The sequence below is a fragment of the Rhodococcus sp. 06-418-5 genome (assembly GCF_002258285.1).
Taxonomy (GTDB): Bacteria; Actinomycetota; Actinomycetes; order Mycobacteriales; family Mycobacteriaceae; genus Rhodococcoides.
The window spans coordinates 232,211-255,661 of sequence record NZ_NOYE01000037.1; the positions used below are offsets into that span (position 1 = coordinate 232,211).

20 protein-coding genes are annotated in these 23,451 nt (G+C 64.8%); 8 read left to right on the forward strand and 12 right to left on the reverse strand.

The window, feature by feature from the left end; translation table 11 throughout:
* Positions 1-73 precede the first annotated feature (73 nt).
* Entirely contained in the window at positions 74-1,504 is a 1,431-nt protein-coding gene (locus CH274_RS26265; protein WP_094659589.1) for a sodium:solute symporter family protein, read from the reverse strand.
* Positions 1,505-1,667: 163 nt separating this feature from the next.
* Between CH274_RS26265 and CH274_RS28975 the strand changes: the two genes are divergently transcribed.
* Both CH274_RS28975 and CH274_RS26280 read left to right on the forward strand, forming a co-directional pair.
* Positions 1,668-2,819: a CdaR family transcriptional regulator gene (locus tag CH274_RS28975; RefSeq protein ID WP_179275865.1), complete on the forward strand. Its 1,152-nt coding sequence runs from the start codon at positions 1,668-1,670 to the stop codon at positions 2,817-2,819.
* Positions 2,820-2,993: 174 nt separating this feature from the next.
* Positions 2,994-4,877, forward strand: a complete 1,884-nt coding sequence (locus CH274_RS26280; RefSeq protein ID WP_256993699.1) for an HNH endonuclease signature motif containing protein — start codon at positions 2,994-2,996, stop codon at positions 4,875-4,877.
* Positions 4,878-4,960: 83 nt separating this feature from the next.
* Here CH274_RS26280 and CH274_RS26285 read toward each other — a convergent pair whose 3' ends face one another.
* The 3 genes from CH274_RS26285 to CH274_RS29415 form a co-directional block, all read right to left on the reverse strand.
* A complete protein-coding gene (locus CH274_RS26285; RefSeq protein ID WP_179275866.1) occupies positions 4,961-7,117 on the reverse strand; it encodes a glycosyltransferase family 39 protein in 2,157 nt (718 codons plus the stop codon).
* A 102-nt stretch (positions 7,118-7,219) separates the two neighbouring features.
* Positions 7,220-7,897 (reverse strand): class F sortase, encoded by a 678-nt coding sequence (locus CH274_RS26290; protein WP_218829242.1) that lies wholly within the window; start codon positions 7,895-7,897, stop codon positions 7,220-7,222.
* Between the two features lie 3 nt (positions 7,898-7,900).
* Positions 7,901-9,289 (reverse strand): ice-binding family protein, encoded by a 1,389-nt coding sequence (locus tag CH274_RS29415; RefSeq protein WP_256993700.1) that lies wholly within the window; start codon positions 9,287-9,289, stop codon positions 7,901-7,903.
* Between the two features lie 390 nt (positions 9,290-9,679).
* Between CH274_RS29415 and CH274_RS26300 the strand changes: the two genes are divergently transcribed.
* Positions 9,680-10,360, forward strand: a complete 681-nt coding sequence (locus CH274_RS26300) for a TetR/AcrR family transcriptional regulator C-terminal domain-containing protein (RefSeq protein ID WP_094629527.1) — start codon at positions 9,680-9,682, stop codon at positions 10,358-10,360.
* A gap of 78 nt (positions 10,361-10,438) precedes the next feature.
* Here the strand turns inward: CH274_RS26300 and CH274_RS26305 are convergent, their stop codons facing one another.
* Together CH274_RS26305 and CH274_RS26310 are read right to left on the reverse strand one after the other, a co-directional pair.
* The gene (locus CH274_RS26305; protein WP_094659364.1) at positions 10,439-12,133 is read right to left on the reverse strand and encodes an MDR family MFS transporter; all 1,695 of its coding nucleotides are present in this window, start codon (positions 12,131-12,133) and stop codon (positions 10,439-10,441) included.
* A 91-nt stretch (positions 12,134-12,224) separates the two neighbouring features.
* Positions 12,225-13,505 (reverse strand): MFS transporter, encoded by a 1,281-nt coding sequence (locus tag CH274_RS26310; protein ID WP_094646941.1) that lies wholly within the window; start codon positions 13,503-13,505, stop codon positions 12,225-12,227.
* Between the two features lie 123 nt (positions 13,506-13,628).
* Between CH274_RS26310 and aroQ the strand changes: the two genes are divergently transcribed.
* The 5 genes from aroQ (at position 13,629) to CH274_RS26335 (ending at position 17,953) form a co-directional block, all read left to right on the forward strand.
* On the forward strand, positions 13,629-14,063 hold the full coding sequence (gene aroQ / locus CH274_RS26315; RefSeq protein WP_032393992.1) for a type II 3-dehydroquinate dehydratase: 435 nt from the start codon (positions 13,629-13,631) through the stop codon (positions 14,061-14,063).
* A 62-nt stretch (positions 14,064-14,125) separates the two neighbouring features.
* Positions 14,126-14,875, forward strand: coding sequence for a DsbA family protein (locus CH274_RS26320; RefSeq protein ID WP_256993701.1), 750 nt, complete (start codon positions 14,126-14,128; stop codon positions 14,873-14,875).
* Positions 14,876-14,894: 19 nt separating this feature from the next.
* On the forward strand, positions 14,895-15,467 hold the full coding sequence (locus CH274_RS26325; RefSeq protein WP_032393990.1) for a vitamin K epoxide reductase family protein: 573 nt from the start codon (positions 14,895-14,897) through the stop codon (positions 15,465-15,467).
* A gap of 119 nt (positions 15,468-15,586) precedes the next feature.
* Positions 15,587-17,125 (forward strand): C40 family peptidase, encoded by a 1,539-nt coding sequence (locus tag CH274_RS26330; protein WP_032393989.1) that lies wholly within the window; start codon positions 15,587-15,589, stop codon positions 17,123-17,125.
* A 36-nt stretch (positions 17,126-17,161) separates the two neighbouring features.
* Positions 17,162-17,953, forward strand: coding sequence for an acyl-[acyl-carrier-protein] thioesterase (locus tag CH274_RS26335; protein ID WP_373453947.1), 792 nt, complete (start codon positions 17,162-17,164; stop codon positions 17,951-17,953).
* On the opposite strand, the gene CH274_RS26340 is transcribed toward CH274_RS26335, so the two are convergent.
* From CH274_RS26340 to CH274_RS26365, 6 genes are read right to left on the reverse strand one after another with little or no spacing between them, the layout of a single operon-like run.
* On the reverse strand, positions 17,857-19,308 hold the full coding sequence (locus CH274_RS26340) for an AMP-binding protein (protein ID WP_094659366.1): 1,452 nt from the start codon (positions 19,306-19,308) through the stop codon (positions 17,857-17,859). The genes CH274_RS26335 and CH274_RS26340 overlap by 97 nt on opposite strands.
* Entirely contained in the window at positions 19,298-19,924 is a 627-nt protein-coding gene (locus CH274_RS26345; protein ID WP_094659367.1) for an energy-coupling factor transporter transmembrane component T family protein, read from the reverse strand. Before CH274_RS26345 ends, CH274_RS26340 begins: the two co-directional genes overlap by 11 nt.
* Entirely contained in the window at positions 19,921-20,601 is a 681-nt protein-coding gene (locus CH274_RS26350) for an energy-coupling factor ABC transporter ATP-binding protein (RefSeq protein ID WP_032393986.1), read from the reverse strand. The genes CH274_RS26345 and CH274_RS26350 overlap by 4 nt, the downstream gene beginning before the upstream one ends.
* 10 nt (positions 20,602-20,611) lie before the next feature.
* Entirely contained in the window at positions 20,612-21,745 is a 1,134-nt protein-coding gene (locus tag CH274_RS26355) for a thiolase family protein (protein WP_094659368.1), read from the reverse strand.
* The gene (locus tag CH274_RS26360) at positions 21,742-22,863 is read right to left on the reverse strand and encodes an AMP-binding protein (protein WP_094659369.1); all 1,122 of its coding nucleotides are present in this window, start codon (positions 22,861-22,863) and stop codon (positions 21,742-21,744) included. The genes CH274_RS26355 and CH274_RS26360 overlap by 4 nt, the downstream gene beginning before the upstream one ends.
* Positions 22,860-23,411 (reverse strand): biotin transporter BioY, encoded by a 552-nt coding sequence (locus CH274_RS26365; protein WP_179272889.1) that lies wholly within the window; start codon positions 23,409-23,411, stop codon positions 22,860-22,862. Before CH274_RS26365 ends, CH274_RS26360 begins: the two co-directional genes overlap by 4 nt.
* Positions 23,412-23,451 lie beyond the last annotated feature (40 nt).

Here is a 23,451-nt window from a genome sequence, read left to right on the forward strand (position 1 = left end):
CACCCGAGAAAGCCGCACCAGGCAGTGACAGAAATTGCGACAATCGGCGCTCCGTAGAAAAGTATTTCCAACATCAGTGCGCTCCGGTGTTGTCGAGGATCGGTTCGTTCGAGGTTTGAGTTCGTCGTGGATACTTCTTGCTCGTCGCTACCGCCGCCACGGTGTAGGCGATCGAGTTCGCAGCGACCCCGGGGAGAAGACCGTCCAGACCGAACGGGCTCATCAGTACCCATTGCCACACGACCGTGACCGCAGCACCCGCAGAGATACCCCACAGCGCGGCCGGCGCGGAACGAACACCGAACAGCACTGCTCCGAACAGTGGCACGATCATCGTCGGTGCCCAGAGTGTGTAGCTGTAGAGCAGGGCGTCCACGATGGACGGAACGGTGAGCGCGAAGATGGTGGCACCGGCGCCGACGACCACGCTGAGGGTTCGTTCGATGTTCAGCCTCTTACGCTGCGAGGCCTCGTGCTTGGCCAGTGGCCGGTAGAGGTCGTCGGTGAACACCACTGCGCTGGAATTGATGTAGCTCGACGCCGTCGACATCACGACCGCGAGGAGCGCCGCAACCAACAAGCCGAGAAGGCCGATCGGCATCAGGTTCGTCACGACCGTCGGGAGTGCCGAATCCGGCTCGATGTCGGGGTAGAGGACGAATGCAACGGCTCCGATCGACGCCGAGATGAAGAAGAAGAAGAACGAGAAGATACCGGCCGTGACGAATCCCTTACGGGCGTGCGAGGAGTCGGGCGTCGAGAAGGTGCGCTGCGCATAGGGAGGAACCAACGTCTCACCGAGCAGCAGGGCCGCGAACAAACCGACGAACTTCATGACGCTGTAGTCACCCATCAGTGTCAGGTGGTCGGATGGAAGGGCGTCGACGAGAGCCGAAGGCCCTCCCACTGCATGCAATCCGATGAGCAACGTCACGGGGATGAGGACGCCGAGGAACACGAACTGGAGAAGGTCGGTCTGAATGACGGCCCAGGCTCCGCCGAACGCGGAATAGAGGACGGTCACGCCCATACCCAGAACGATCGCCAGTGTCGGCGGCACATCGAGCGTTGCGTTGACAACGGTACCGATCGCCAATGCCTGCGCGCCCAGAATTCCGGTGCACAACACGATCGACAATCCACCCGTGATGACGCGTGCGGGCTTGCCGTAGTGCGAATGCATCACGTCACCGAGCGTGTGTGCACCCCGGTAGCGTTTGAGCTTGGGTGCGACGAAGAGTCCCACCAGTACGGTCTGTATTCCGAAGGCGCAGAAGGCGAACATGTAGACGTACCCGTCGCGCATCGTCGCCCCGGCGACACCCAACGATGCGCCGCCGCCGAGAAAGGCAGCAGCGAGGCTGCCGAAGAAGACCGGCCAGACAATACGATTGCCGGCAACCGCGAAATCATCGGCATTCGAGACCTTTTTCATGGTCTGCACACCGACCACGATCAGCACCAGGAAATACCCGGCTACCGCAATCCAATCCAATACTTGCATGACTTCTCCTCCGTCGGCGATGGAAAAATCGTATGACGGAGCACGCATTCGGGTCTTCATCAAAAAGCCCAGCATCAGCTCCCGTACGTCTATATTCTTGGGCAAGTTGCACACATGCCCCAGCTTCGGCGTCACGTCGAAGTCAATCGGACGGGAGTTCGTCGTGCTCAGTACCGAGCTGGCGCAGCAGATCGCAGTGGACATCACCGAGATCATCGGGCACAACGTGCTGATCACCGACGCCACCGGGATCGTCCTCGGCAGCGGCGAGCGGGGACGCGTCGGCCAATTCCACGAGGCGTCGATCGTGGTCATAGAAACCAACAGCACACGCAGTCACTCGAGCGCCGACGTACGAAGCCTGCAGGGCAGCCTCCCCGGCACCACACTTCCGTTGACCCTCGATGGTCGAGTGGTCGGAACCGTAGGTCTGTCCGGAGCTCCCGAGCTGGTCGAGCAATTCGGGCAGATAGTCAAGCGTCAGACGGAAATCCTCATGAGCGAGGCCAGCCGTATCGGAACAAGGGTCTCCCGCCAGCGCGCCGTCGAAGACTTTCTGCGTGACGTCTTCGACTGGCACCGTAGTGACGTGTCCATGCAGAGTGTCGAGAATCGAGCTGCTGCACTGTCCTTCGACATCGGCATTCCGCGCCGTGTGTTTCTGGTCGAGACCGACAACACCTCACCGGCAACCGAGGTCGGCAAGCGCGCAGACGTCGACCCCACTACCGTTGTGCTGGAATGGATTCGACACACAGCCGAAACCTCGCAGGAAATTGCCGGCAGACTTTCCCGAAACATCGTCGCCGTGATGCCTCCGGTGGGAACCGACACCGACGACGGCCGTCGCTGGCAGACGCTCGTCGAGCGGGGCAAGGCCAACGCATGGTCGATTTCGGTCGGGGTGGGGCCGAGCGCGTCCGGCGTCGCTCGATTGAACGCGTCGGCCCGGGACGCACGTGACGCACTCGAGCTCGGGCGGCAGGTCTTTCCCGAACGACACATCCACGACATCGACCGGATGCGTCTGTTGCACGCCGTTCGGGCCGTTCCCGACAGCACCCGTCGCCGATTGGTCGACACGGTGCTGGGCGACATCGTTCACGCCCCGGACTGGGAAGTACTGAAGCGAACCCTGATGACATGGGGCGAATGCGGATTCAACGCAAGCAAGACGGCGGAAAGACTTCACCTGCACCGAAACACTCTCACCTACCGGCTAGTCAAGATCGACAAGCTCACCGGATTCACGACCTTGCCCGGAAGCGATTCGGTGCTGCTCTACGTCGCCGCGCTGATGCACGACTCGCCCTGACTCCCCGAGCGCCGCACTTGGACGTGCAACATGTCGGTGGGTTGGTGTATGGGCACTCATACGTCGATTCCGTTTCGCTGCAACGATATTGGCGTTGACGGACGAGCCACGTTCCATTACAGTCGAACACACGTTCTACACTGTTTGAGAACACTTGCCGGGGGCGATGACACAGTGACCACATCGACGCGCAGTCGGTTCGCGGCCTATCTCGGGCCGCAAGCGAAGCCGTACATCGAGCCTGCTTCGTTGGCCGAGATTCGAGATGTCGCGATTCTGGAAAATCAGGCGTGCGCTCGCAAGGTCGCTCTGGCCGCCGCCATCTGGGACACATGCATTCATCAGAACGTCCTCGTCGGTGATGTCATTCAGGACGCGGGCAACTACGCGGCTTCCGAAATTGCGCACGTCCTGGGTTGCTCGAAGACCGTTGCGAACACATACGCCGAGGTCGGAATGGACCTTCGACTGCGACTTCCCGCCGTCGCGGACGCATTCGAGGCCGGCGAACTCGACCTACCCCGCGTCCGCGCGATATACCGCTGCACCCACAACCTGACTCAGGACGCGGCGACGGCCGTCCAAAGCGAGGTCCTGTACGCCGCAAGACGCCTGTCACCCGGCCCGCTGGCGACGGAAATCTGGTCGATCATGTTTCGAATCGCTCCCGAACAGGCTGCCGCTCTACGCAAGGACTTGGAACGGCACACCAACGTCACATACACCGACAAAGATGTGCTGTCGACGCTGAAGGCCGACCTCACCGCGGCGGACGCCGCCGCGGCCTGGCAACTCATCAACGAGATGGCCGCTACCGTGTGCCGACGCGATCCGCGAAACAAAGGGCAGAAGCGCGCAGCCGCGTATGTTGCTCTGCTGCATCAGGAGTCGTCGATAGCATGCTTGTGCGAGCCCGACGAGGACAATCCGTGCACGGCCGATACCTCACGCCCGGATCGGCGTGCGCCGCTGACCGTGATCACGGTCGACCTCGCCACGCTCGCCGGTCTGCTGTCCAATCCAGCGCACCTGTCCGGGCACGGCACCATCGATGCCGAATACGCCCGAGAACTCGCCGACAACGCGCACTGGCAGATCCTCCTCACCGAGGCACGCAACCTCGCCGAGAAACTCGGCTACGGCGACGACCTGGAATCACTCATCGATCGCGAGACCGATACCTACACCGACACCGACACCGACACCGACACCGACACCGAGAATGACGCAGGTAAGGAAGACAAGGCTGTCGACAACAGGACCGACAGCGGCAGCGGTAGGAAGAACCACGGCGAATCGAGAGGTGGCCGAAAGAAGCCCCGAGGATCGACGGCACGTAGGACAAAGAACAGCCGGTCCGAGGGCAGCAGGTCGCATGTGGTGTTCCATCCGCTCGGGCGCAGTCGTCGCCGTGTCGGCGGTTCTGTTCCTCGGCCCCCGCAAGCCCCGAAGTCCACACAATCACCGCGAAACAGCTGTGTCGCAACCCCGTATCGCGGCACCTACACGTTCGTTGCCGAACTCGAAGCGGCAATCGCAGCAGATCCCGCGCTCGGGCTCGCGCTGCACCCGGACGGGCACGGCGGCCTGGTACAGCCACCACCCGGAGCGCTCGTCTATCGGCCCACTACTGCACTCGCAGAACGTATTCGGTACCGCGACCGAACCTGTCGACACCCGGGCTGCGATGTCCCGGCCCAGCAATGCGAGATCGACCACATCGTGCCGTATCTCCATCGCGACCCCTCGACGGGAGGCTGGACCATCGACACCAACCTGCACTGCCTGTGCCGCTACCACCACAGCCTCAAGACCATGGGCCTGTGGACTCCCGTCATGCTCGCCGACGGTGTCGAGTTCTGGCTCTCGAACGCCGGCACCACCGCGATCACGGTTCCCGGCACGACACAACTCGCGGACTTCGACCACCTACCGACGGTCCATCCGAAACCGAAAGGGGCGGCACGTCAGCGTGATTCGTCGACTCAACAGCCAGCGCAGCCACAACCGACCCCGGTGCCCGCCTGGGCACCCGAGGACGAGCCACCGCCCTTCTGACCGGGCCCGGGCGTGCACACAGGTGTTCCGCCGCAGTCGAGTATGTCTGCGGCGGAACAACTGTGCGTGGTCGTTCGTGGGTGTCAGCCTGCGTAGGTACTCAGGTCGTACACCGTCGCGCTGCCGACCGTGGTCGCCGTGAAGTTCGCCTCGACCCACTCCTGGATCTGTGAGGACGTACTCTCCGAGTCGCCGCCCATTCCTCCACGAGCCATACCGCCACCCATGCCTCCGGACACGTAGTACGTCACTTCGTGGTTGGAGACGTACTCGATGAACTCGTCGAGCGACGGCGCAGGATCACCGCTCCACCCGCCGATGGCCATGACGGCCGTATCGGACGACAACTCGTATCCGGCTGCGGACATCGAACCGTTCACCGCAGCGGACCACCTCGTGGTCGTGGATTCGAGCAGAGCCGTCAACTCCTCGTCGGTCTCACCGCCCATGCCACCCATGCTGGGCATGCCGCCTGTGCCGCCGTCACCGGTGGCGAAGCCGGCCGGAAGATCGGCCGCATCGGCAGGCATGGCCGCATCACCGCCCAGCACAGCATCATTCGGCACAGCATCATTCGGCACAGCATCATTCGGAGCAGCATCACCCGGCATCGCTCCCGTCGGCATTCCACCACTCGGCATTCCACCACTCGGCATGGCATCGCCCGGCATCCCACCACCAGGCATACCGCCGCCTGGCATTCCACCCAGGCCTCCGTCGCTGACTGCACCGGTCGGACCTGCAGTGGGGATGGAACCACTGTGCGCGTTCGTCGTCGTAGCGATGGCATACGACGCGCCGCCGCCGAGACCGGCCACGGCTCCGAGGATCAACGCAGCGGCGGTGAGCTTTCGGTACCGCCCCGCGAACAGAATCATCACAGCAGCGACGATTGTTCCCACCAACAGGATCCATTTCAGTGCCGGCAGCCAGTCCGCGTTGCGGTGCAACAACACCCAGCTCCAGGCACCGGCAGCAACCATCATGGTGGCCATACCGGCTCTGCCCCACATCGATTCGCGTCGAAGCCACAGCGCGTAGCCGCCGGTTCCGATCATGCCCGCGAGTGCAGGGGCGAGCGCGACGGTGTAGTACGGGTGGATCGTTCCGGACATGAAGCTGAAGATCAGCGCTGTCACCAGGAACCAGCCGCCCCACAGAATCAGCGAGGCACGGAGAAGGTCGGTACGTGGTGCTCGGCCACGAGCGATCAACCCGAAGACCAGCGCCACCAGGGCCGCCGGGATGAGCCAGGAGATCTGGATTCCCATCTCGCTGCCGAACAGTCGGTCCAGACCGGTCGAGCCGCCGAAGCTGGACCCGGCTGCCCCGGCACTCATTCCGGCCGGAGCCTCCATCCCGCCACCGCCGGTGTTACCGAAAATTCGGCCCAGCCCGTTGTACCCGAGCACCAGATCCATCACGGTGTTGTCGGTGGATCCGCCGATGTACGGTCGGGCACTCTCCGGCCACAACTGAACCGTCAACACCCACCACCCCGCAGCGACGATCAGCGCTGCGAACGCGCCGACGAGATGCAGCAACCGGGCCCGCAACTGCGCTTGTCCCGCAACGAGATAAGTGAACCCGAACGCGGGCAGCACCAACAATCCCTGCAACATCTTGGTGAGGAACGCGAACCCGAGCGCCACACCGGCCAACGCGAGCCACATCGCAGCCCGACGCCCGGCCGAAGTCTGCAGAGACCGCACGACGAAGTAGCCGCCGAGTGTCATGAGAAGGACGAGCAGCGCGTCGGGGTTGTCGAAGTCGAACATCAACGCCGCCGCAGGAACAGACGCCAAGGCGAAGCCGGCGAGCAAACCAGCCGTGGGGTTCGCGACGCGTTTGACCGCGGCATACACCGTCGCCACCGAGGCAACACCCATCAGCGCCTGGGGAAGAAGCAGGCTGAAGCTCGAGAATCCGAAGACCCGAGCCGACAGTCCCATCACCCACAGTGCGGCCGGCGGCTTGTCCACGGTGATGAAGTTCTCGGAATCGAGCGATCCGAAGAACCACGCCGTCCAGTCCTTGGTTCCTGCCTGCACCGCAGCGGCGTAGAAGGTGTTCGCGTAGCCACTTGCCGTCAGGTTCCACAGGTACAGCGTTGCCGTGGCCGCGAGCAGAACCAGCAGCCCGAGCAGGTGCCGGCGGCGATACCACCACCTGTCCTGCCAGGACGGCTGGCGGGCGTGCGACGGAGGCATCGCGGCCGGTCGGTCGAGTTGGGCAGTCATCGCAGATCCTGTTCGTCGAAGTTGTCGACTACGAGAATGTGCGATGGACCGTCGGCCGGGCTGGGAGCAGTCTGCGAACTTGCTGTGAGCGAGAGAGCTCGCTCAGACGCGATCGGCGTACACGACGATGTTGTCGTCGTAACTGGAGATATCCGAGTCGAATTGGCCGCCACAGGTGATCAAGCGCAAGCCTGGGTGGTCGATGTCTCCGTAGACCTTGTCGGTGGGAAACGCATCCTTCGGATACTGCTCCACCGCGCTGACGACGAACCGGACCGTGCCGCCGTCCTGGCTGACAACGGTCACATCGTCGCCCAGTTCGAGATCGCGCAGCCGGTAGAAGACACCGGGGCTGCCGCCCCAATCCACATGCCCCGCAACGATCGACGGTCCCAGCTGCCCCGGAACCGGCGACCCGGTGTACCAACCGGCGGGGAAACCGCCCGCGGGTACCTCCATCGATCCGTCCGGACGCAGACCCAGACCCATCACATCGGAGTCGACGCCGATCGCACCGATCTCGAGGCGCGCAGGCGGGGACCCGGGCGCCGACGACGATCCGGCGCCGACCTCACCCGACGGCGTGACGACGGCGGGAGCAGAAGCCGAGGGCATCGACTCGTTCTGCGCGGGGCCGGCATCCGAGGGCGTTGCGCAGCCGACAACCAGCGACAGCAGCACCAGGAACGCCGCTGCCACCGCCCGCACCACGACCCGATGACGGGTCGTGGTGCGGGCGGATTCGGCCGGAGGTACCGATACCTCGACGGTAGGTCTCACCGATCAGTTCCGACGACGAGTCAGAGCCAAGGCAGAGAAAGCACCGACCGCGAGTACCGCCAGCAATGTCCACATCGGAGCGAACGACGTTGCAGTCGAACGGTTCACGGTACTGCCGTCACCGGTGTCGACACCACCGTTCGGGATCTGTGTGATCTGGCCACCGGGGTTGTACGTGCCCGGCTGATCCGGGCCACCCGGTGTGATCGGCACGTTCGGCACGTTCGGCTGATTCGGCACGTTCGGCTGATTCGGCACGTTCGGCTGATTCGGCACGTTCGGCTGATTCGGCACGTTCGGCTGATTCGGCACGTTCGGGACACCCGGGATCGGCGGGATGGTGATCACCGGCGGCACACCCGGAATCGGGGGCACCTCGATGACGATCGGCGGCGTACCGCCACCGTCACCCGGCGTGCCGCCACCGTCACCCGGCGTACCGCCACCGTCACCCGGAGATGTCGTGGTCGCGGGCGGTGTGGTGGTCACCGGAGATGTCGTGGTCACGGGCGGCGTGGTGGTCTCCGGAGATGTCGTGGTCACCGGAGGCGTGGTGGTCACCGGAGGCGTGGTGGTCTCCGGAGGCGTGGTCATAATCGGAGGCGTGGTGGTCACGGGCGGCTCGGTGGTTCCGCAACCCGGGTTGGTGATCGTGTTCGAGTCGAGGGTGACAGCTCCGTCCAGAGCCAGTAGCCGTCCCTGCACATCGGCATTCGTGGTCGCCGTGATCGACGCCCGTGCCATGATCGTGCCCACGAAATCGGTACCGGTGCCGAGTGTGGCCGAGCTTCCGACCTGCCAGAACACGTTGCACGGGTTGGCCCCGTTGATCAGCGAGACACTGCTGTCGGATGCCGTGATCAGCGTCGATGCCGCCTGGAAGATGAACACGGCGTTGGAGTTGCCCTGCGCGTCGAGTGTGAGGGTTCCGGTCAGGCCGAACGTGCCCGAACCGTACAACCCGGCCAACAATGTCTGTCCGCCGAGTTCGACTCCGGTCGAGGTTGCTCCCGGTCGACCGGCGGCGTCGTCGTATCCGGTACTCAGATCCGCTTTCGCCTGCGCTGCAACCGAATTGCGGTCGTCGATAACTCCACTGGTGAGCTCTCCCGGTGGGAATCCGGTGATGAACGGTTCGACACCGACGCCTGGGCTCACTCCGACGTTGCCGCCGATCCTCGACGGGCCGGTGTTCGTGATCTTGGAGCCGGCCAGAACGGCGTAACTCTCCGCGGTGCCGAGTTCGACGGTGGTGGGTTGAGCCTCGGCTGCGGGGACGTTGATCAGCATGAGTGCGCTGGTGGCCAAAGCGACCGAACCGGCAAGCGGAACGAGGGTTCGTCCCCTGCGCTTGATGGGGGTCGACGTGCACGTGTGCTGTGAAGCGGGCATGGATTGCATACCGTTCTGCTGGTTGGGCGAAGCGGACTTGTTGCCGGACTTCGTGAACCGCGCAATCGATCCCCCGACGAGTTCGATTGCGCAGCAATTGATGTCGCGACGCTCAACGGCCGCCCCGGACCGATCCGAGTGCGTGGAGGTATCGCGGTTCCGTATTCGATGACGTCACCGGCCGACGGAGTTCGGCAAGGTGACACAACTATGCGATCAGCGGAGGCTCGTGCCCACTCCGCAACTAAGAGTTTCCCCGTATCTCTACGGTGTAGAGCTACAGCACACCATGTGTAGGATAATGAGTCAAGCGAAAAGTGTTGTCGAACAACAAGTTTGTTTGCCCCCTACTTACCGGTCGGTTCACTGCTTTCGAGAGGTTGCCTACCGATGTCCACGACGAACCGACCGGGCCCACACTCCAATATCAAGATCGACCGCGAGTACGTGGTGTCCGCCGCCCTGAGCATCGTCGATCGAACCGGACTCGACAGCCTGACGATCCGGAGCCTCGCGGCATCGATCGATCGCGATCCGATGACCGTCTACCGATACCTACCCACCAAACAGGCGTTGCTCGACGCCATCGCAGATTCGGTACTGGGCACACTCGTCTGCGTCGACGGCGCAGACCCCGATTGGCAGCGTCAGCTCAGAATTTTTGCGCGGCACTACCGTGAGCTCGCCCTCCAACACCCGCACGCGGCGGTGCTGCTGACCACCTGCCCTCAGGCGACCCCACTGGGGTTGGGCACGCCCCGGTCACTGGCCTCACTCGAGAACATTCTGATTCTGCTGACCACCGCGGGATTCACGCTGCCCGAGGCCCTGACGAGCTATCGGCTGATGATCTCCTTCCTACGCGGCCATCTAGTGAGCGAGACCCAGGAAACGACCGCCAACCCGGACGAGACCGGCGACCGCCTCAGCCTCGCTCTGCGCCGACTCCCCATCGACACATTTCCCCTGCTGTCGACGCTGCCACCTCTGATCACCGAGTACGACGGTGCCCTCGAACTCGAGTTGGGTCTCGACGTGCTGTTCCGAGGCATCACCGCACCTTCGACCTGAGCGGATCGACGCTCCCGGGCCCCGCACCGGACCGAGCCGTACCTTGTCCCAGGATTCACGGCATCGGACTTCACGCCATCAGAGCAGTCCGGTTCCTGCCTCGTTCGCTCGTTCTTCGTCTCGTTCCTGCTGCGCAGCGGCCAGGCCGGACATCGTGCGCAGCGGAACCTCCTTGAGGAAGAGCACCAGTACGAATCCGAGGACCATCAGGATCGACACGGCCAGGAACACGTAATCCATGGCGTCGGAGAACCCGATGCGGAACGGCTCGGCCAGAGCCGGTTCGAGCTTCTGGATGAACGAGCTGTCCTGCAGTGCACTGCCTGCGACGGAGGCGTCACCCGAGGCGATGGCTCGAGCGAAACCCGATTCGAGCGGATCGGAACTCATGGCGGCGCTCTGTACTGCCTGCTGGAATGCCGGGGTCGAACTGGCGGCGATCAACGCGTCTCCCGTCTTCGGAGTGAGCTGGGTGAACAGCATCGACAGGAAGACGGCAACGCCGACCGTCGCACCGATCTGCCGGAAGAACGTTGCGGCAGAGGTGGATACACCCATGTCCTTGGGCGGCATCGCATTCTGGATGGCCAGGGTCAGCGGCTGCATCATCGAACCGAGCCCGAGGCCGAACACGCCCATGACGACCATCGTCTGCCACAGCGGGGTATCGGCGTGCACGTAGTGGAAGACGAACATCGCGAGCGCCATCAGTGCCGTACCGACGATCGGAAAGATCTTGTAGCGTCCCGTCTTCGAGATCATCCGACCCGAGACGATCGACGCGACCATCAGGGCACCGACGAGGGGCAGGGTCTGGTAGCCGGCCAGCGTCGGCGACGATCCCTTGACCACCTGCAGATACTGAGGCAGCAGCGAGATGCCACCGAACATGGCCGCACCGGCGATGACACTGACGGCAATACACAACGAGAACAACGGGTTTCGGAAGAATCGCATGGGAATCAGGGCGTCGTCGCCCATCTTGATCTCGGCGAGCACGAACGCGATGACGCCGACGATGCCGATTCCGAAACACAGCAGGGCCCGCGGCGAGCTCCATCCCCAAACGCGACCCTGCTCGGCGATGATGAGCAGCGGGACCAGGCCGACGCTGAGAAGCACTGCGCCCCACCAGTCGACGCGCGCCTCGCGGCGGTACACCGGCAGATTGAGAACTCGCCACACCACCACGAGCGCGATGATGCCGAGGGGGACGTTGATGTAGAAAACCCAACGCCAGCCGGTGATTCCGAGAATCGACGACTGCCCGGCGAGCAGGCCACCGATGACCGGTCCGAGCACGCTGGACGTGCCGAACACGGCCAGGAAGTAACCCTGGTACTTGGCGCGTTCGCGCGGAGGCACGATATCGCCGATGATCGCCAGCGCCATCGACATCAGACCGCCTGCACCGAGGCCCTGGATGGCGCGGAAGGCGGCGAGCTCGTACATCGACGTCGCGATGCCGCACAGCATCGATCCGACGACGAAGATCGAGATGGCCGTCATGAAGAACGGCTTGCGCCCGTAGAGGTCGGAGAGTTTGCCGTACAGCGGGGTCGAGACCGTCGAGGTGATGAGGTAGGCCGTGGTGACCCAGGCCAGCACCGAGAACCCGTTGAGGTCGTCGGCGATGGTGCGGACAGACGTCGAGACGATGGTCTGATCGAGCGCCGCGAGGAACATGCCCATCATCAGGCCCGACAGAATCGTCATGATCTCGCGATGCGAATACTCGCCGGACGCGGGGGTCACTTCAGGCTCGGTTACCATCTCTTTGACGCACCTTTACGTAGCATTTGCTTGTGTCCTACAACGATATTGGGACACCAGCATGCGCGCAGAATGCCGTCGGTGCAAAGAGTTATTTGCGCCGGATCCGATCGCGCACCTCACGCATCGTGTGCGGATGAATTCCCTCGGCCGCGAGAACTCGTCTGGTCTTGCGGCGCGTGAGCAGAACTCCGGTGATCGCGATGATCCACACCGGGAACTGCACGAGCAATGCGATCCGGAAGCTGTCGAACGTGTAGCCACCCATCGCGTCGAGAATCCATCCGATCCCCGCGATCACCAACAGTGACGCCAGGAAGCCGCCGATGTTCACCATCCCCTGAGCCGTCCCCAGGTTGGCGCTCGGATTGAACGTGCGGGCGAGGTCGAAACCGATCACCGAACCGGGACCACCCACGGAGATCACCACCACGAGCAGCACCAGCAACCACAGTGGCGCAGGCCCGGGAAGCGACAGCACGATGGCCCACATCGCGGCGTTGCTGATCATGATCGCCAGCACCAGCCACGACCGCCGCATCGGGTAACGCCCGGTGAGGAGCCCGACCACGATGCCCGACACCACCGCGGCCGCCACCGACACCGTCAGCAATGCTCCGGCCGTCGACGCCGACAGGCCCTGCGCCGACGTCAGATACGGCACACCCCACAGCAACGCGAAGACCGTGATCGAGAACTGGGTGCCCATGTGCGAGAAGAAGCCGAGCCGCGTGCCGGGCCGTCGCCACACCTCGGCGATGGAGGCGAGGGTCTGTCGCAACGTCGTCGGCTCGAACACGGGAGCAGCTCCGTCGTCGGGCCGATCTCGGACGAGGGCGAGAACCAGCACCAGGGCAAGCAGCCCGAGCGCCGCTGCGCTGCCGAACGCGAACGTCCAGCCGGGTCCGTTCAACAGAATCAGGAACGGGACCGCCGAGAGCACCTGGCCGAGCTGGCCCAGCAGACCCGTCAGCTGCGAGACGATCGGTACTCGCCGGGGCGTGAACCAGCGCGGCACCAATCGCAGCACCGAGATGAAGGTGAGCGCATCGCCCACGCCGACGAACGCTCGCGCGGCCACGGCGACGGGGAGCGATTCGGTGAGCGCCAGCGTGATCTGAGCCGTCGCCATGATCAGCGCGCCCGCGGCGATCATCTTCCGCGAACCGATGCGATCCAGCAGTACCCCGGCCGGGATCTGCATCCCCGCGTACACGACCACCTGCAGCACCACGAACGACGACAGCAGGGACGGCGACACCGAGAACCGATCGGCCGCACTCAGGCCCGCGACGCCGAAGGACGTCCGATGCAGCACCCCGACGATGTAGGCGAAGACACCGATGCCCCACACCACCCACACTGTTCTCACGCGGTCACGGTCCTCACGCGGTCACTGCCTTCACGCGGTCACTGCCTTCACCGGACGATTGTGTCAACCCGCTGTGAAATGATCGGACTCGGTAGTACCCGAAGCAGGAAAAGGAGTGACGTCGTGGCCAAGCAGGTGTTGGTGCTCAACGGTCCGAATCTGAACATGCTCGGAACCAGGCAGCCCGAGGTGTACGGCCACGCCACCCTCGCCGACGTCGTCACCCTGTGCGAGAAGACCGGTGCCGAGCACGGTCTCACCGTCCGAGCCGAGCAGTCCAACCACGAGGGTCAGATCATCGACTGGATCCACGAGGCCCGCGGGGTGGCGTCGGGCATCGTCATCAATCCGGGCGGGTTGACGCATACGTCCGTGGCGCTGCGCGACGCGCTCGTGATCCCGGAGGTGCCGATCATCGAGGTGCACATTTCCAACGTGCATGCCCGCGAGGAATTTCGGCATCACTCCTTCGTCTCCCCCATTGCCAGCGGCGTCATTGCCGGGCTCGGGATCGACGGATACCGGTTCGCCATCCAACGACTCGCATCCCTGGTCTGACACATCTGGGCTGACGCCGGCTCTCATCCGGCACTCAGGATCGACTGCCTAAACTGGTCGCCGTGAACACGAGCAAGAACGTCTCCAAAGACATCAAGGCCATGCAGAACGGCGACAAGAATCGTCGGACTCTCGTTCAGGTGGTCGTCGCAGTCGTTCTGATCGCGCTCGTGGCAGCGATCGCTCTCTTCATCGTCAACCGAGATTCGACGTCGGGGGATGCATCGGCCGCCGGCTCCAGCGGGTCGACCGGTGCCCAGCTCACCCCCACGTCGCTGACGGACGACGGTGCCATCCGCTTCGGCAATCCCGACGCCACCACCGTCATCAGCGTCGTCGAGGACTTCCAGTGCCCGGCGTGCAAGAACTTCGAGTCCGTCAGCGGATCGACGTTGCAGCAGCTGGCCGACGCAGGCAATGTCGCCGTCGACTACCGCCCCATCTCCATTCTCGACCGGTTCTCGAACGGAACCATGTACTCGACCCGCGCGGCCAGTGCGTCGATCTGCGTCGCCGAGAACGACCGCGACAACTGGATGAACTGGCACACCGCCATGTTCGAGCAGCAGCCGTCCGAGGGCGGTACCGGACTGACCGACGACGAGCTCGTCGCGATCGCCGCCGCTGCAGGTGCCGACTCCTCCGCCGTCGCGTCGTGCATCACCGACGGCAGCTACACCGATTGGGTCACCACCCAGACACAGTCGGTCCTCGGCGAAGGCATCAACGGAACACCGAACGTGCGGGTCAACGGCACCGACATCGCCAACCCGACGCCGGAGAACATTCTCACCGCCGCCGCCGGTAGCTGAGCAGCATCCGACGACCGACATGAGAACCCGCGCTGGTGCCGCTGTCTTCACCCTGTTCAGCGCTCTCGGCTTGCTCGCAGCGCTGACGCTGACGATCGAGCGATTCAAGCTGCTCGAGGACGCGTCGTACGTCCCGTCGTGCAGCCTGAATCCCGTGCTCTCGTGCGGGTCGGTGATGGTGACGAAACAGGCTGCGCTGTTCGGTTTTCCGAACCCCATCCTCGGTATCGTCGCGTTCTCCGTTGCTCTCGTCGCCGGGGTGCTGTGGCTCGGCCGCGTCGAACTGCCGCATTGGTTCTGGCTCGGCATGAGCGGCGGCCTGCTGCTCGGTGAAGTGTTCGTACACTGGCTGATCTTCGAGAGCCTGTACGAGATCAACGCCCTGTGCCCGTACTGCATGGTGGTCTGGGCGGTGACGATGCCGTTGTTCGTGCTGGCTCTGAGCCGACTGATCGGCTCCGGACCGAACAACGGCGGCACCGTCGGCCGCCTCTTCCTCGAATGGCGGTGGACGCTGCTCGCGGTGTGGTACGCAATCGTCGTCGCGCTCATCGGAATCCGCTTCTCGGACTACTGGGCATCCCTGTTCTGACAGTTTCGCAAAACTCATGAGTCGAACGTCTGCACCGTGCATGATGGGAGCAGCACCCGAGTGAGCCTGATCACAGCCACTGGCTCGGGGAAGGTCGTTCGAGTAGCAGGAGTCGATACATGGCAGGCGATCCATTCGCAGTCATCGTTGCCGTCATCGTGTCCGCCGCCGGAGTTGTCGCCGGAACCGACGCCCCGGCTCCGATTCCCGATCAGGCGGTGAAGGATCAGGCGGCCGCGATTGCCGCCGATGCCGAGGATCAGGCGAACACGATGAGTGATCAGTGGACCGAACTCCTGGGGACCCTGCCCGAACCTGCCGCCGACATCGCCGACCGCACCCTCTCCGACGCCGCCGAGGGCATACACACCGCCGCCGAACCGATGCTCCCCGATCTGCCGACGGTGGAAGACATCGAAGCAGCCGACGCGGAGGCGGCAGGCGCAGAAGCAGCAGGCACGGATACAGCCGAGGGTTCTGCGGTACCGACCGACCCGACGGCTGTTGCCGCCCTGCCCGCCGCACTGTCGACCACGTCGACTGCCGGTTCCCCCTCTGCGCCACTGCCGTTCAGTGTGTTCTCGTCGAATGCGGTGTCCACCACCGCAGCCGCCCTCGGGGCGGGTGCCGTTCAATTCGCCGGCCGGACGTACACCGCCGCCGACATCGCCACCCAGACCGCGTTCATGGCGTCGGCCGAGGCCATTCGGCGTGCGCTGTTCCCCGGTCAACCCGCCACGTTCACCGGCATCAACGTGGGCCCGATCGGTTTGGGTGCAGTGGGAGCCATCACGGCCTTCGTGCCGTGGCTGCAGAAGGCAGGCAACATCTGCGGCGGCGTCAAGGCGACGACCATCGCGGCACTGTATGCCGCCGAGAACGGCTTTCGACACGGCCCAACCGCTCCGGTCTCGAGCACCGGCGCGCAGGGACCGGGGCAGTTCATGCCCGGCACATGGGCCACGTACGGCAAGGACTACGACGGCAACGGCGTCGCCGACGTCAACAGCATCGGTGATTCGGTGATGGCGTCGGGCACACTGCTGTGCGATATCTACGGACAGGTCGACGGGTGGAAGCGGGAGGGCAAGGTGTCCGGTGACACCTTGGATCTGACCCTGGCCGGATACAACGCAGGCGCAGGGGCTGTATTGCGATCGGGCGGCATGCCCTCGGGCACATTCGATTACGAGACGCAGACCAAGCCGTACGTCTCTCGCATCCGAGCGACCGAAGCGCAGTTCGCCGCGATCCTGACGCCCTTCGCCGGACTCGACCTCACCGGAATCGGCGGCCGATCGGTGCAGTTGGCGATGGACTACCTGGGACTGCCGTACGTATGGGGCGGCGGAAACATCAACGGGCCGTCCGGCGGTGGATTCGACTGCTCAGGCCTGACGTCGTATGCCCTGTACAAGGCCTCGGGCGGGAAAGTGACACTGCCCCGCACCTCGGAAACCCAGTGGAACGTGGGCACCGAGGTCCCGATGGAGCTCGCGCAACCGGGCGACCTGCTGTTCGGAAACTTCGGCCCGGCCGGGCCGGGTCACGTGGCGATCTACATGGGAAACGGGCAGATGGTGCACGCTCCCACCACCGGAGACGTGGTGCGTGTGGCACCGGTGTTCGACGGCATGCGGGCCCGGCACATCGTCTGACAGTGCACATTCGGCCTGTCCGCGTACAGTGCCATCGTGACCAATGCACGCGTGGAACCGGCAGGCTTCGACGACGAACTGGCACCGGAGCCGCCGCCCGGTGAGGGTTTCGAGGCCAGCTGGCCGGTGCGGACCGGCGACATCGATCCGAACAACCGACTGCGGTTCGACGGCGTTGCCCGCTACCTGCAGGACATCGGCACCGACAACCTCGATGCCACACCGTTGGGCAAGACCGATCCGATGTGGATCGTGCGACGCACCGTCATCGACGTCTTCGAGCCGATCCACTTCCCGGACCGCGTCCATATGCGGCGCTGGTGTTCCTCGATGTCGACGCGATGGTCCAACATGCGGGTGGCACTGACGACACCGAAGGGTGGGCGCATCGAGACCGAGGGCTTCTGGATCAACATCAGCAAGGACACCGGAATGCCGACCCGCATCAGTGACGGCGCACTGGAAATGCTGGGACGCACCACCGATCAGCACCGGTTGCGATGGAAGGCGTGGTTGACCGAGCCGGTGCAGGCCGAATCGCCGGCCGACCTCGAATTTCCTTTGCGCGCAACCGATATCGATCCGTTCAACCACCTCAACAACGCTGTCTACTGGCATGCGATCGAGGAGTTGCTGGTGAACGTGCCCGAGCTGGCTGCCGCGCCGCACCGAGCCGTCATCGAATACCTGAGCCCGGTGTTGGCGAACGAGCGTGTCACTCTGCGCCACCGCTACGACGGAGGGGCGCTCACCGTCTGGTTCGTCGTCACAGGAGCATCGGGCGAGCCGACGGTGCGCACCGTGGCCAAGGTTGCCGCCAGAGCCTGACGATCGAGCTTGCCGCGCGGCGTACGCGGCAGGCTGTCCACGACGGCGAGCACCACCGGCAGGCTGGGACCCGGCAGTACGGTGCGTAGGTGCCGGCGAATCCGAGCCACCGATATCGGATCGTTCTGCGCCACAACGACTCCGGCCGCAGGTTCCTCGCCGGTTCGGTCGTGGGGCAACCCGACCACCCCGGCCTCGAGCACACCGGGAACTGCGAGCAGGGCTGCCTCGATCGGAGTCAACTCCACCGTGAGACCGGCCCGGACGATCGTCTCGCTGCCGCGGCCGCGCAAGGTCAGGCGACCGTCGTCGACTCTGCCGCGATCGCCGACCGTCATCCATCCGTAGTTGTCCGGACCGTTCGTCAGGGTCGTGTGGTCTCCCACTCGGCTCAGATAGCCGTCGAACAGCATGTCGCTGCGGACGTACAGCAGCTCGTCCCTGATCTCGATCTCGACCCCGTCGAACACCTGCCCACTGATTTCTGCGCCATCGCGTTCGCTTCGGTCGTAGGACACGAAACTCAGTTCAGACGCCCCGTAGAAGTGTGTCAGCCCAGCGTTGGGCAGTACCGCCGCCAGCGCTGCCCTACCCGATTCCGCCCACCGCGCCGCAGACGAGAGGACCTCACGGACACTCGCCGATCGCACTCCCGAACGAGCGATGTCCCAGGCAATGGTCGGGACCGAATACAGATGGGTCGCAGCATCTTCGAGCGCCGCTGTCGGCTCCCGCAGGTCGACCGTCGCACCCCGGGTCAGTCCGTGCAACGCACCGTAGAGGAAGTGCGTGTGATCGAGAGTGCCGGGCGCGGACACCCGATCCCCCGGACCGAGATCGAACAGGGCATCGGAGCGATCCAGCGTCGCCGCCCACGACGCCTGATTGCGCACGAAGAACTTGGGCGGACCGGTGGTTCCGGAGGTGACGCCCACGAGCAACTCCGATTTCGGTGTGGGCGTGGCGATGATTTCGGTGGGCCCGAGCGCAAGACCGTCCGGTGCGACCACGTTGCCTGCACCCCAACCATGCAACCGCCCGTGCTGACGCGGATGCGCGACAATCAGCGAGGGCCGGCACACCGCCATGGCGTCGGCGAATTCACGAGCCAACAGATGTCGATGCAGCAGAACGACACTCACCCCGGCACGCATCGCCGCGACGACGACCACCAAGGACCCGATATCCGACGTCGGCAACACCGCGATGCGACTCGAGCCCGCCAACGAGCCCGCGGTGCGTTCCACCGCACCCCAGAATTCACGATAGGAGATCCCCCCGGTCGCATCGACGACCGCCGCCTCGGGACTGTCGGAATGCCGCGCTATTCGGGCGGCGAGCAACTCACTGGTCATCGTCTCTTCTCACGTCATCGTCATCCACACCGCGCGCAACGAGCGCGTCTCCCATGGCGTCGGCGGTACGGAGAGCACGCACCAGGACCGGGGTTGCCAGCGCCGTCATCGACCACTGCAGTCCCCGTGCCTTACGCGCCTGCGACACCTCCTGAACGATGGACGCGAGCAGCGGGATGCACCGAATGGCGAGAGCCAGGAGCAGTCCGATGCGATCCGGATCGACGCCGAAGCGTCGGACGGGACCGAGCGCCCCGGTGACGGTATCGAGCATGTCGGTCACCCGGGTGGTGAGGGTGACCAGAGCCGCCAGAGCAACGGAGATCACCAGCACCCCACACACCACCACAGCGCGCTGCCAGGTAGTGATGATCACCTGGAACACACCGATGATCAACAGCATCCACAGCACCGGACGTAGTTGCGCCAGCGCCACTTTCGCCGGAATGCGAGCCACTGCGAACAACGCCGCGACCAGCAGCGCCACCACACCTACTTCGAGCGGAGTGCGCGCGAAGATCACCGTCGCCAGGATCGCGACGATCAGTGCCAGCAACTTCGATCCCGGGCTCATCCGGTGCAGCAGCGAGGTCCCGGGCCGATAGAGACCGATCATCCGATCAGCTCTCGGTAAGCCGGAACGGCCGCGGCGGGAGCCCCGTCGAATGCGACACGCCCGTCGTCGATGACGATGACGCGCTCGAAGCTGTCCAACAGTGCCAGTTGGTGGGTCACGACGATCACTTGCTGATCCATCGAATCCAGAGCCTGCGCGACGACGCGACCATTGCGCAGATCGAGCAGGGTTGTCGGTTCGTCCGCAACGACCACCTCCGGCCGTCGGATGAGGACCGCGCCGATGGCGAGCAGCTGCTTCTGTCCACCCGAGAGCAGGTGCGCCGGATGGTCGCGGTGCCGATCCAGACGGAACCGGACCAGAATTTCGTCCACCCGCTCGGCTACCTCGGCCTTGCTCAGGCCGGACCTGCGTAACGAGAACGCGAGATCCTCTGCGACCGTGGGCATCACGATCTGCGAATCGGGATCGGTGAACACGAAGCCGACCTTCTTGCGGACCTGCGCACCCTTCTTCGCGGCATCGACGCCGTCGACCGTGACGCGGCCGGTATCGGGCTTGATCAGACCGTTGATCATCCGGGCGAGCGTCGACTTGCCCGAGCCGTTGGATCCGATGATGCCGATGCGCCGCTCGTCGAACTCGAGGTCGATGCCGCAGAGCACCTGCCGCTCCCCGAACGAGTGCGAAATGTTCTCGAACCTGACCGTACTCATACAACCTCGCTCATGTTGCCCGCTCCACCAGCATCGCTATCCCTTGCCCGCCGCCGATGGCGCAGGCCGCCAGGCCCAATGCCGGTCCTCCGGGTTGCAGCATTCGAGATGCCAACCGTACCAGCAGAATTGCGCCCGACGCTCCCCACGGGTGCCCCATGGCGATGGCCCCACCCTCCGGACAGATAAGACCCTCGTCGAGGCCCAATTCGTCCGAGACCGCGAGCACGACCGACGCGAACGCCTCGGTGATCTCGACGGTGTCGATATCGGCGATGCGCACCCCGGTGCGGGCGAGCAGTTTCTCGATCGCCGGCACCGGACCCAGTCCCGGAAGAGCCGGGTCGGACCCTGCGACCGCGCTACCGAGGATGCGCAACGCCGGCATCCCGGCTGCGCGCTCGGCCGTGGTGACGGCCAGAATCGCTGCGCCGTCGGATATTCCGCAGGAGTTGCCCGCGGTGACGGTGCCGTCGGAGGTGAAGGTCGGGCGCAGCCTCCCGAGCCGCTGAGCGGTCATGTTGGGGCGGATACGCTCGTCGGTTGCGACGTCGTTCACGGTGACGATCTCGGCCGAGAAGTCGCAGACCGCCGCGCGCGCGAAAGACTGTGCCGCGTAGGCATCTTGGCGCTCGCGTCCGATACCGCGGATTCGCGCGAGGTCGTCCGCCGCCACGCCCATGTCCGGGTCCGCGAAGCCGGGTGGCGCGAACGGCGCTCGCGTGTAGCGGACGGGTGCTTCACCGTCGACCGGTGGCCAGAATCGCCACGGGCTGGTGCTGGCAGATTCGACGCCACCGGCCAGAATCAGTGTCTCGTCGCCGCTGCGGATGCGCGACGCGGCCTGCACGACGGCGTCGAGTCCGGATCCGCACTGCCGATCGACGGTGACACCTGGAACGTCGAGACCGAGGCCCGCGAGCAGCGCCGAGACGCGTGCGACGTCGCCGCCGGGACCGAGGCAGTTGCCGAGGATCACGTCGTCGATCGGGATGTCGAGTGAGCCGATCTCTGCCGCAACAGCTTTGAGCACAGGAGCGGCCAACTCGGGGGCGGTGACATCGGCGAAGCCATGCCCGGCGATACCGATTGCCGTGCGTTTCGCCGCAACGATGACGGGCGCATGCACAGCAGGGATCGTCATTGCAGGGCCGTTCCCTGCAATGCCCCTCGCGCGATCTTGCCGCTCGAGGTGCGGGGCAGTTGCTCCACCACCGTCCACCGTCGCGGCAGTGCTTCCTTGGCCATGATCGTGCGAGCGTCGGCGCGAACGAGGTCGAGGTCGCGGGTTCCGTCCAGTTCGATGACAGCAGAGACGGTTCGGCCGAGAACCGCGTGCGGTGTACCGATCGCTGCCGCAGCTCGGACGCCGTCGAGTGCGGTCAGGATGTTCTCCACGTCCTCGGCGATCACGGTGGTTCCGCCCACGTTGATCGCTGCATCCCCGCGGCCGTGGACGAGGAGTTCGGACCCGTTCAGTTCGGCCAGATCACCGACGCCGAACCAATCGCGCGCACCCAGTGCAGCGTACGGCGATCGAACGAACAGGTACCCGTCCTCGGTGCGTGCTTCGACGTCCCGGAGCAGTCTCAGTGACGAGTGCTCGCCCACGACTCGTGCCGCCACCAGCGACAGCTCCGCCGAGCCGTAGTACTCGACCAGCCTGATGTCCTGCGCCGAGATCGTCTGCGCGGCAGCATCGTCGAGGCCGGCGCCGGCAGCGACGGCAACCCTCGCGCGAGGCATCCGGCGGAGGACGTCACGGAGTACCGCAGGCACCGCATGAACGGCAGTGGCCTGCGCAGGATCGTCGGTGATGCACGCCCCCAGCCACAGTGCGTGCACCGCGGCGAACAGGTGCATCGTGGCGTGCAGCGGTCCGGTGATCAGCACGGTGTCGGTCCGTCGGATACCGGAGATGGCGGTGAACTCCGAGAAGCTGTCGACCCACGACGCGACGGTGCGAGCGAGCGGTTTCGGGCGACCGGTGGAGCCCGAGGTCGCCACCAGCAGGAACGCGTCGGGACTCTGCTCGTCGGCACGTTCCGGCCTGATGGCCGGATCCTCGACCCGCACCGCGCTGCCCTGCCTGGCCGCCGCGAACACACAGATCAACGCCTCGGGCAGATCGAGCGCCGATGCATCGTGCACCGGGAGGTGAGGCCACTGCTCGACGGCTGCGTCGAGGTCCGTGTACGTGAGCACGCGACCCGCCCAGACGATCGCGGTGCCGTTGCCTCGACCTCCCAGCTCGAGGGTCACGCCTTGATCAGGCCCGGGTACGCACGGTGGACGCTCTTGGCGACGACGGTCGCGACGACGACTTTGGCGATGTCACCGGGCAGGAACGGTCCGTTGGACGTGACGGCGGCCCAGAGTCCGACATCGGTGCGCAGAACGAGCCCGATGATGCCGAATGCGTAGACGACCAGGATTCCGCCGACCGCGTTGATCAGCAGGCCGAGCACGATCGAGTACTTGGGCAGGATTCGCGCAGTGAGCAGGCCGATCAGGAATGCAGCCGGGATCCAGCCGACGAGGTACCCGACGGTGGGCCCGGCCACCGCTGCGAGGCCGGTACGCCCGCCCGCCAGCAGCGGCAGACCGATCATCGTCAGGGCGAGAAACACCAGGACTGCCGCCGTGCCCTTGCGGGGTCCGAGGATGGCACCGGACAGGATGATGCCGAGGGTCTGCAGGGTGATGGGCACACCCGAGAATCCGACCGTGATGGATCCCGGCAGACCGAGCGCGGCGATGAGTGCTGCGAACACTGCGATCTGCGCCATGTCGCGGGCCGAGACGTTCATTCGTCCGACCTTACGGCTCGGCCGGCGAGTACTGCGGTCT

Bases quoted from the DNA above. Each gene is read 5' to 3' on its own strand.
- CH274_RS26355 (WP_094659368.1), bottom strand. From the start codon at position 21,745: ATGACGATCCCTGCTGTGCATGCGCCCGTCATCGTTGCGGCGAAACGC.
- CH274_RS26300 (WP_094629527.1), top strand. From the start codon at position 9,680: ATGTCCACGACGAACCGACCGGGCCCACACTCCAATATCAAGATCGAC.
- CH274_RS26285 (WP_179275866.1), bottom strand. From the start codon at position 7,117: ATGACTGCCCAACTCGACCGACCGGCCGCGATGCCTCCGTCGCACGCC.
- CH274_RS26365 (WP_179272889.1), bottom strand. From the start codon at position 23,411: ATGAACGTCTCGGCCCGCGACATGGCGCAGATCGCAGTGTTCGCAGCA.
- CH274_RS29415 (WP_256993700.1), bottom strand. From the start codon at position 9,289: ATGCCCGCTTCACAGCACACGTGCACGTCGACCCCCATCAAGCGCAGG.
- CH274_RS26330 (WP_032393989.1), top strand. From the start codon at position 15,587: ATGGCAGGCGATCCATTCGCAGTCATCGTTGCCGTCATCGTGTCCGCC.
- CH274_RS26325 (WP_032393990.1), top strand. From the start codon at position 14,895: ATGAGAACCCGCGCTGGTGCCGCTGTCTTCACCCTGTTCAGCGCTCTC.
- CH274_RS26265 (WP_094659589.1), bottom strand. From the start codon at position 1,504: ATGCAAGTATTGGATTGGATTGCGGTAGCCGGGTATTTCCTGGTGCTG.
- CH274_RS26340 (WP_094659366.1), bottom strand. From the start codon at position 19,308: ATGACCAGTGAGTTGCTCGCCGCCCGAATAGCGCGGCATTCCGACAGT.
- CH274_RS26305 (WP_094659364.1), bottom strand. From the start codon at position 12,133: ATGGTAACCGAGCCTGAAGTGACCCCCGCGTCCGGCGAGTATTCGCAT.
- CH274_RS26350 (WP_032393986.1), bottom strand. From the start codon at position 20,601: ATGAGTACGGTCAGGTTCGAGAACATTTCGCACTCGTTCGGGGAGCGG.
- CH274_RS26345 (WP_094659367.1), bottom strand. From the start codon at position 19,924: ATGATCGGTCTCTATCGGCCCGGGACCTCGCTGCTGCACCGGATGAGC.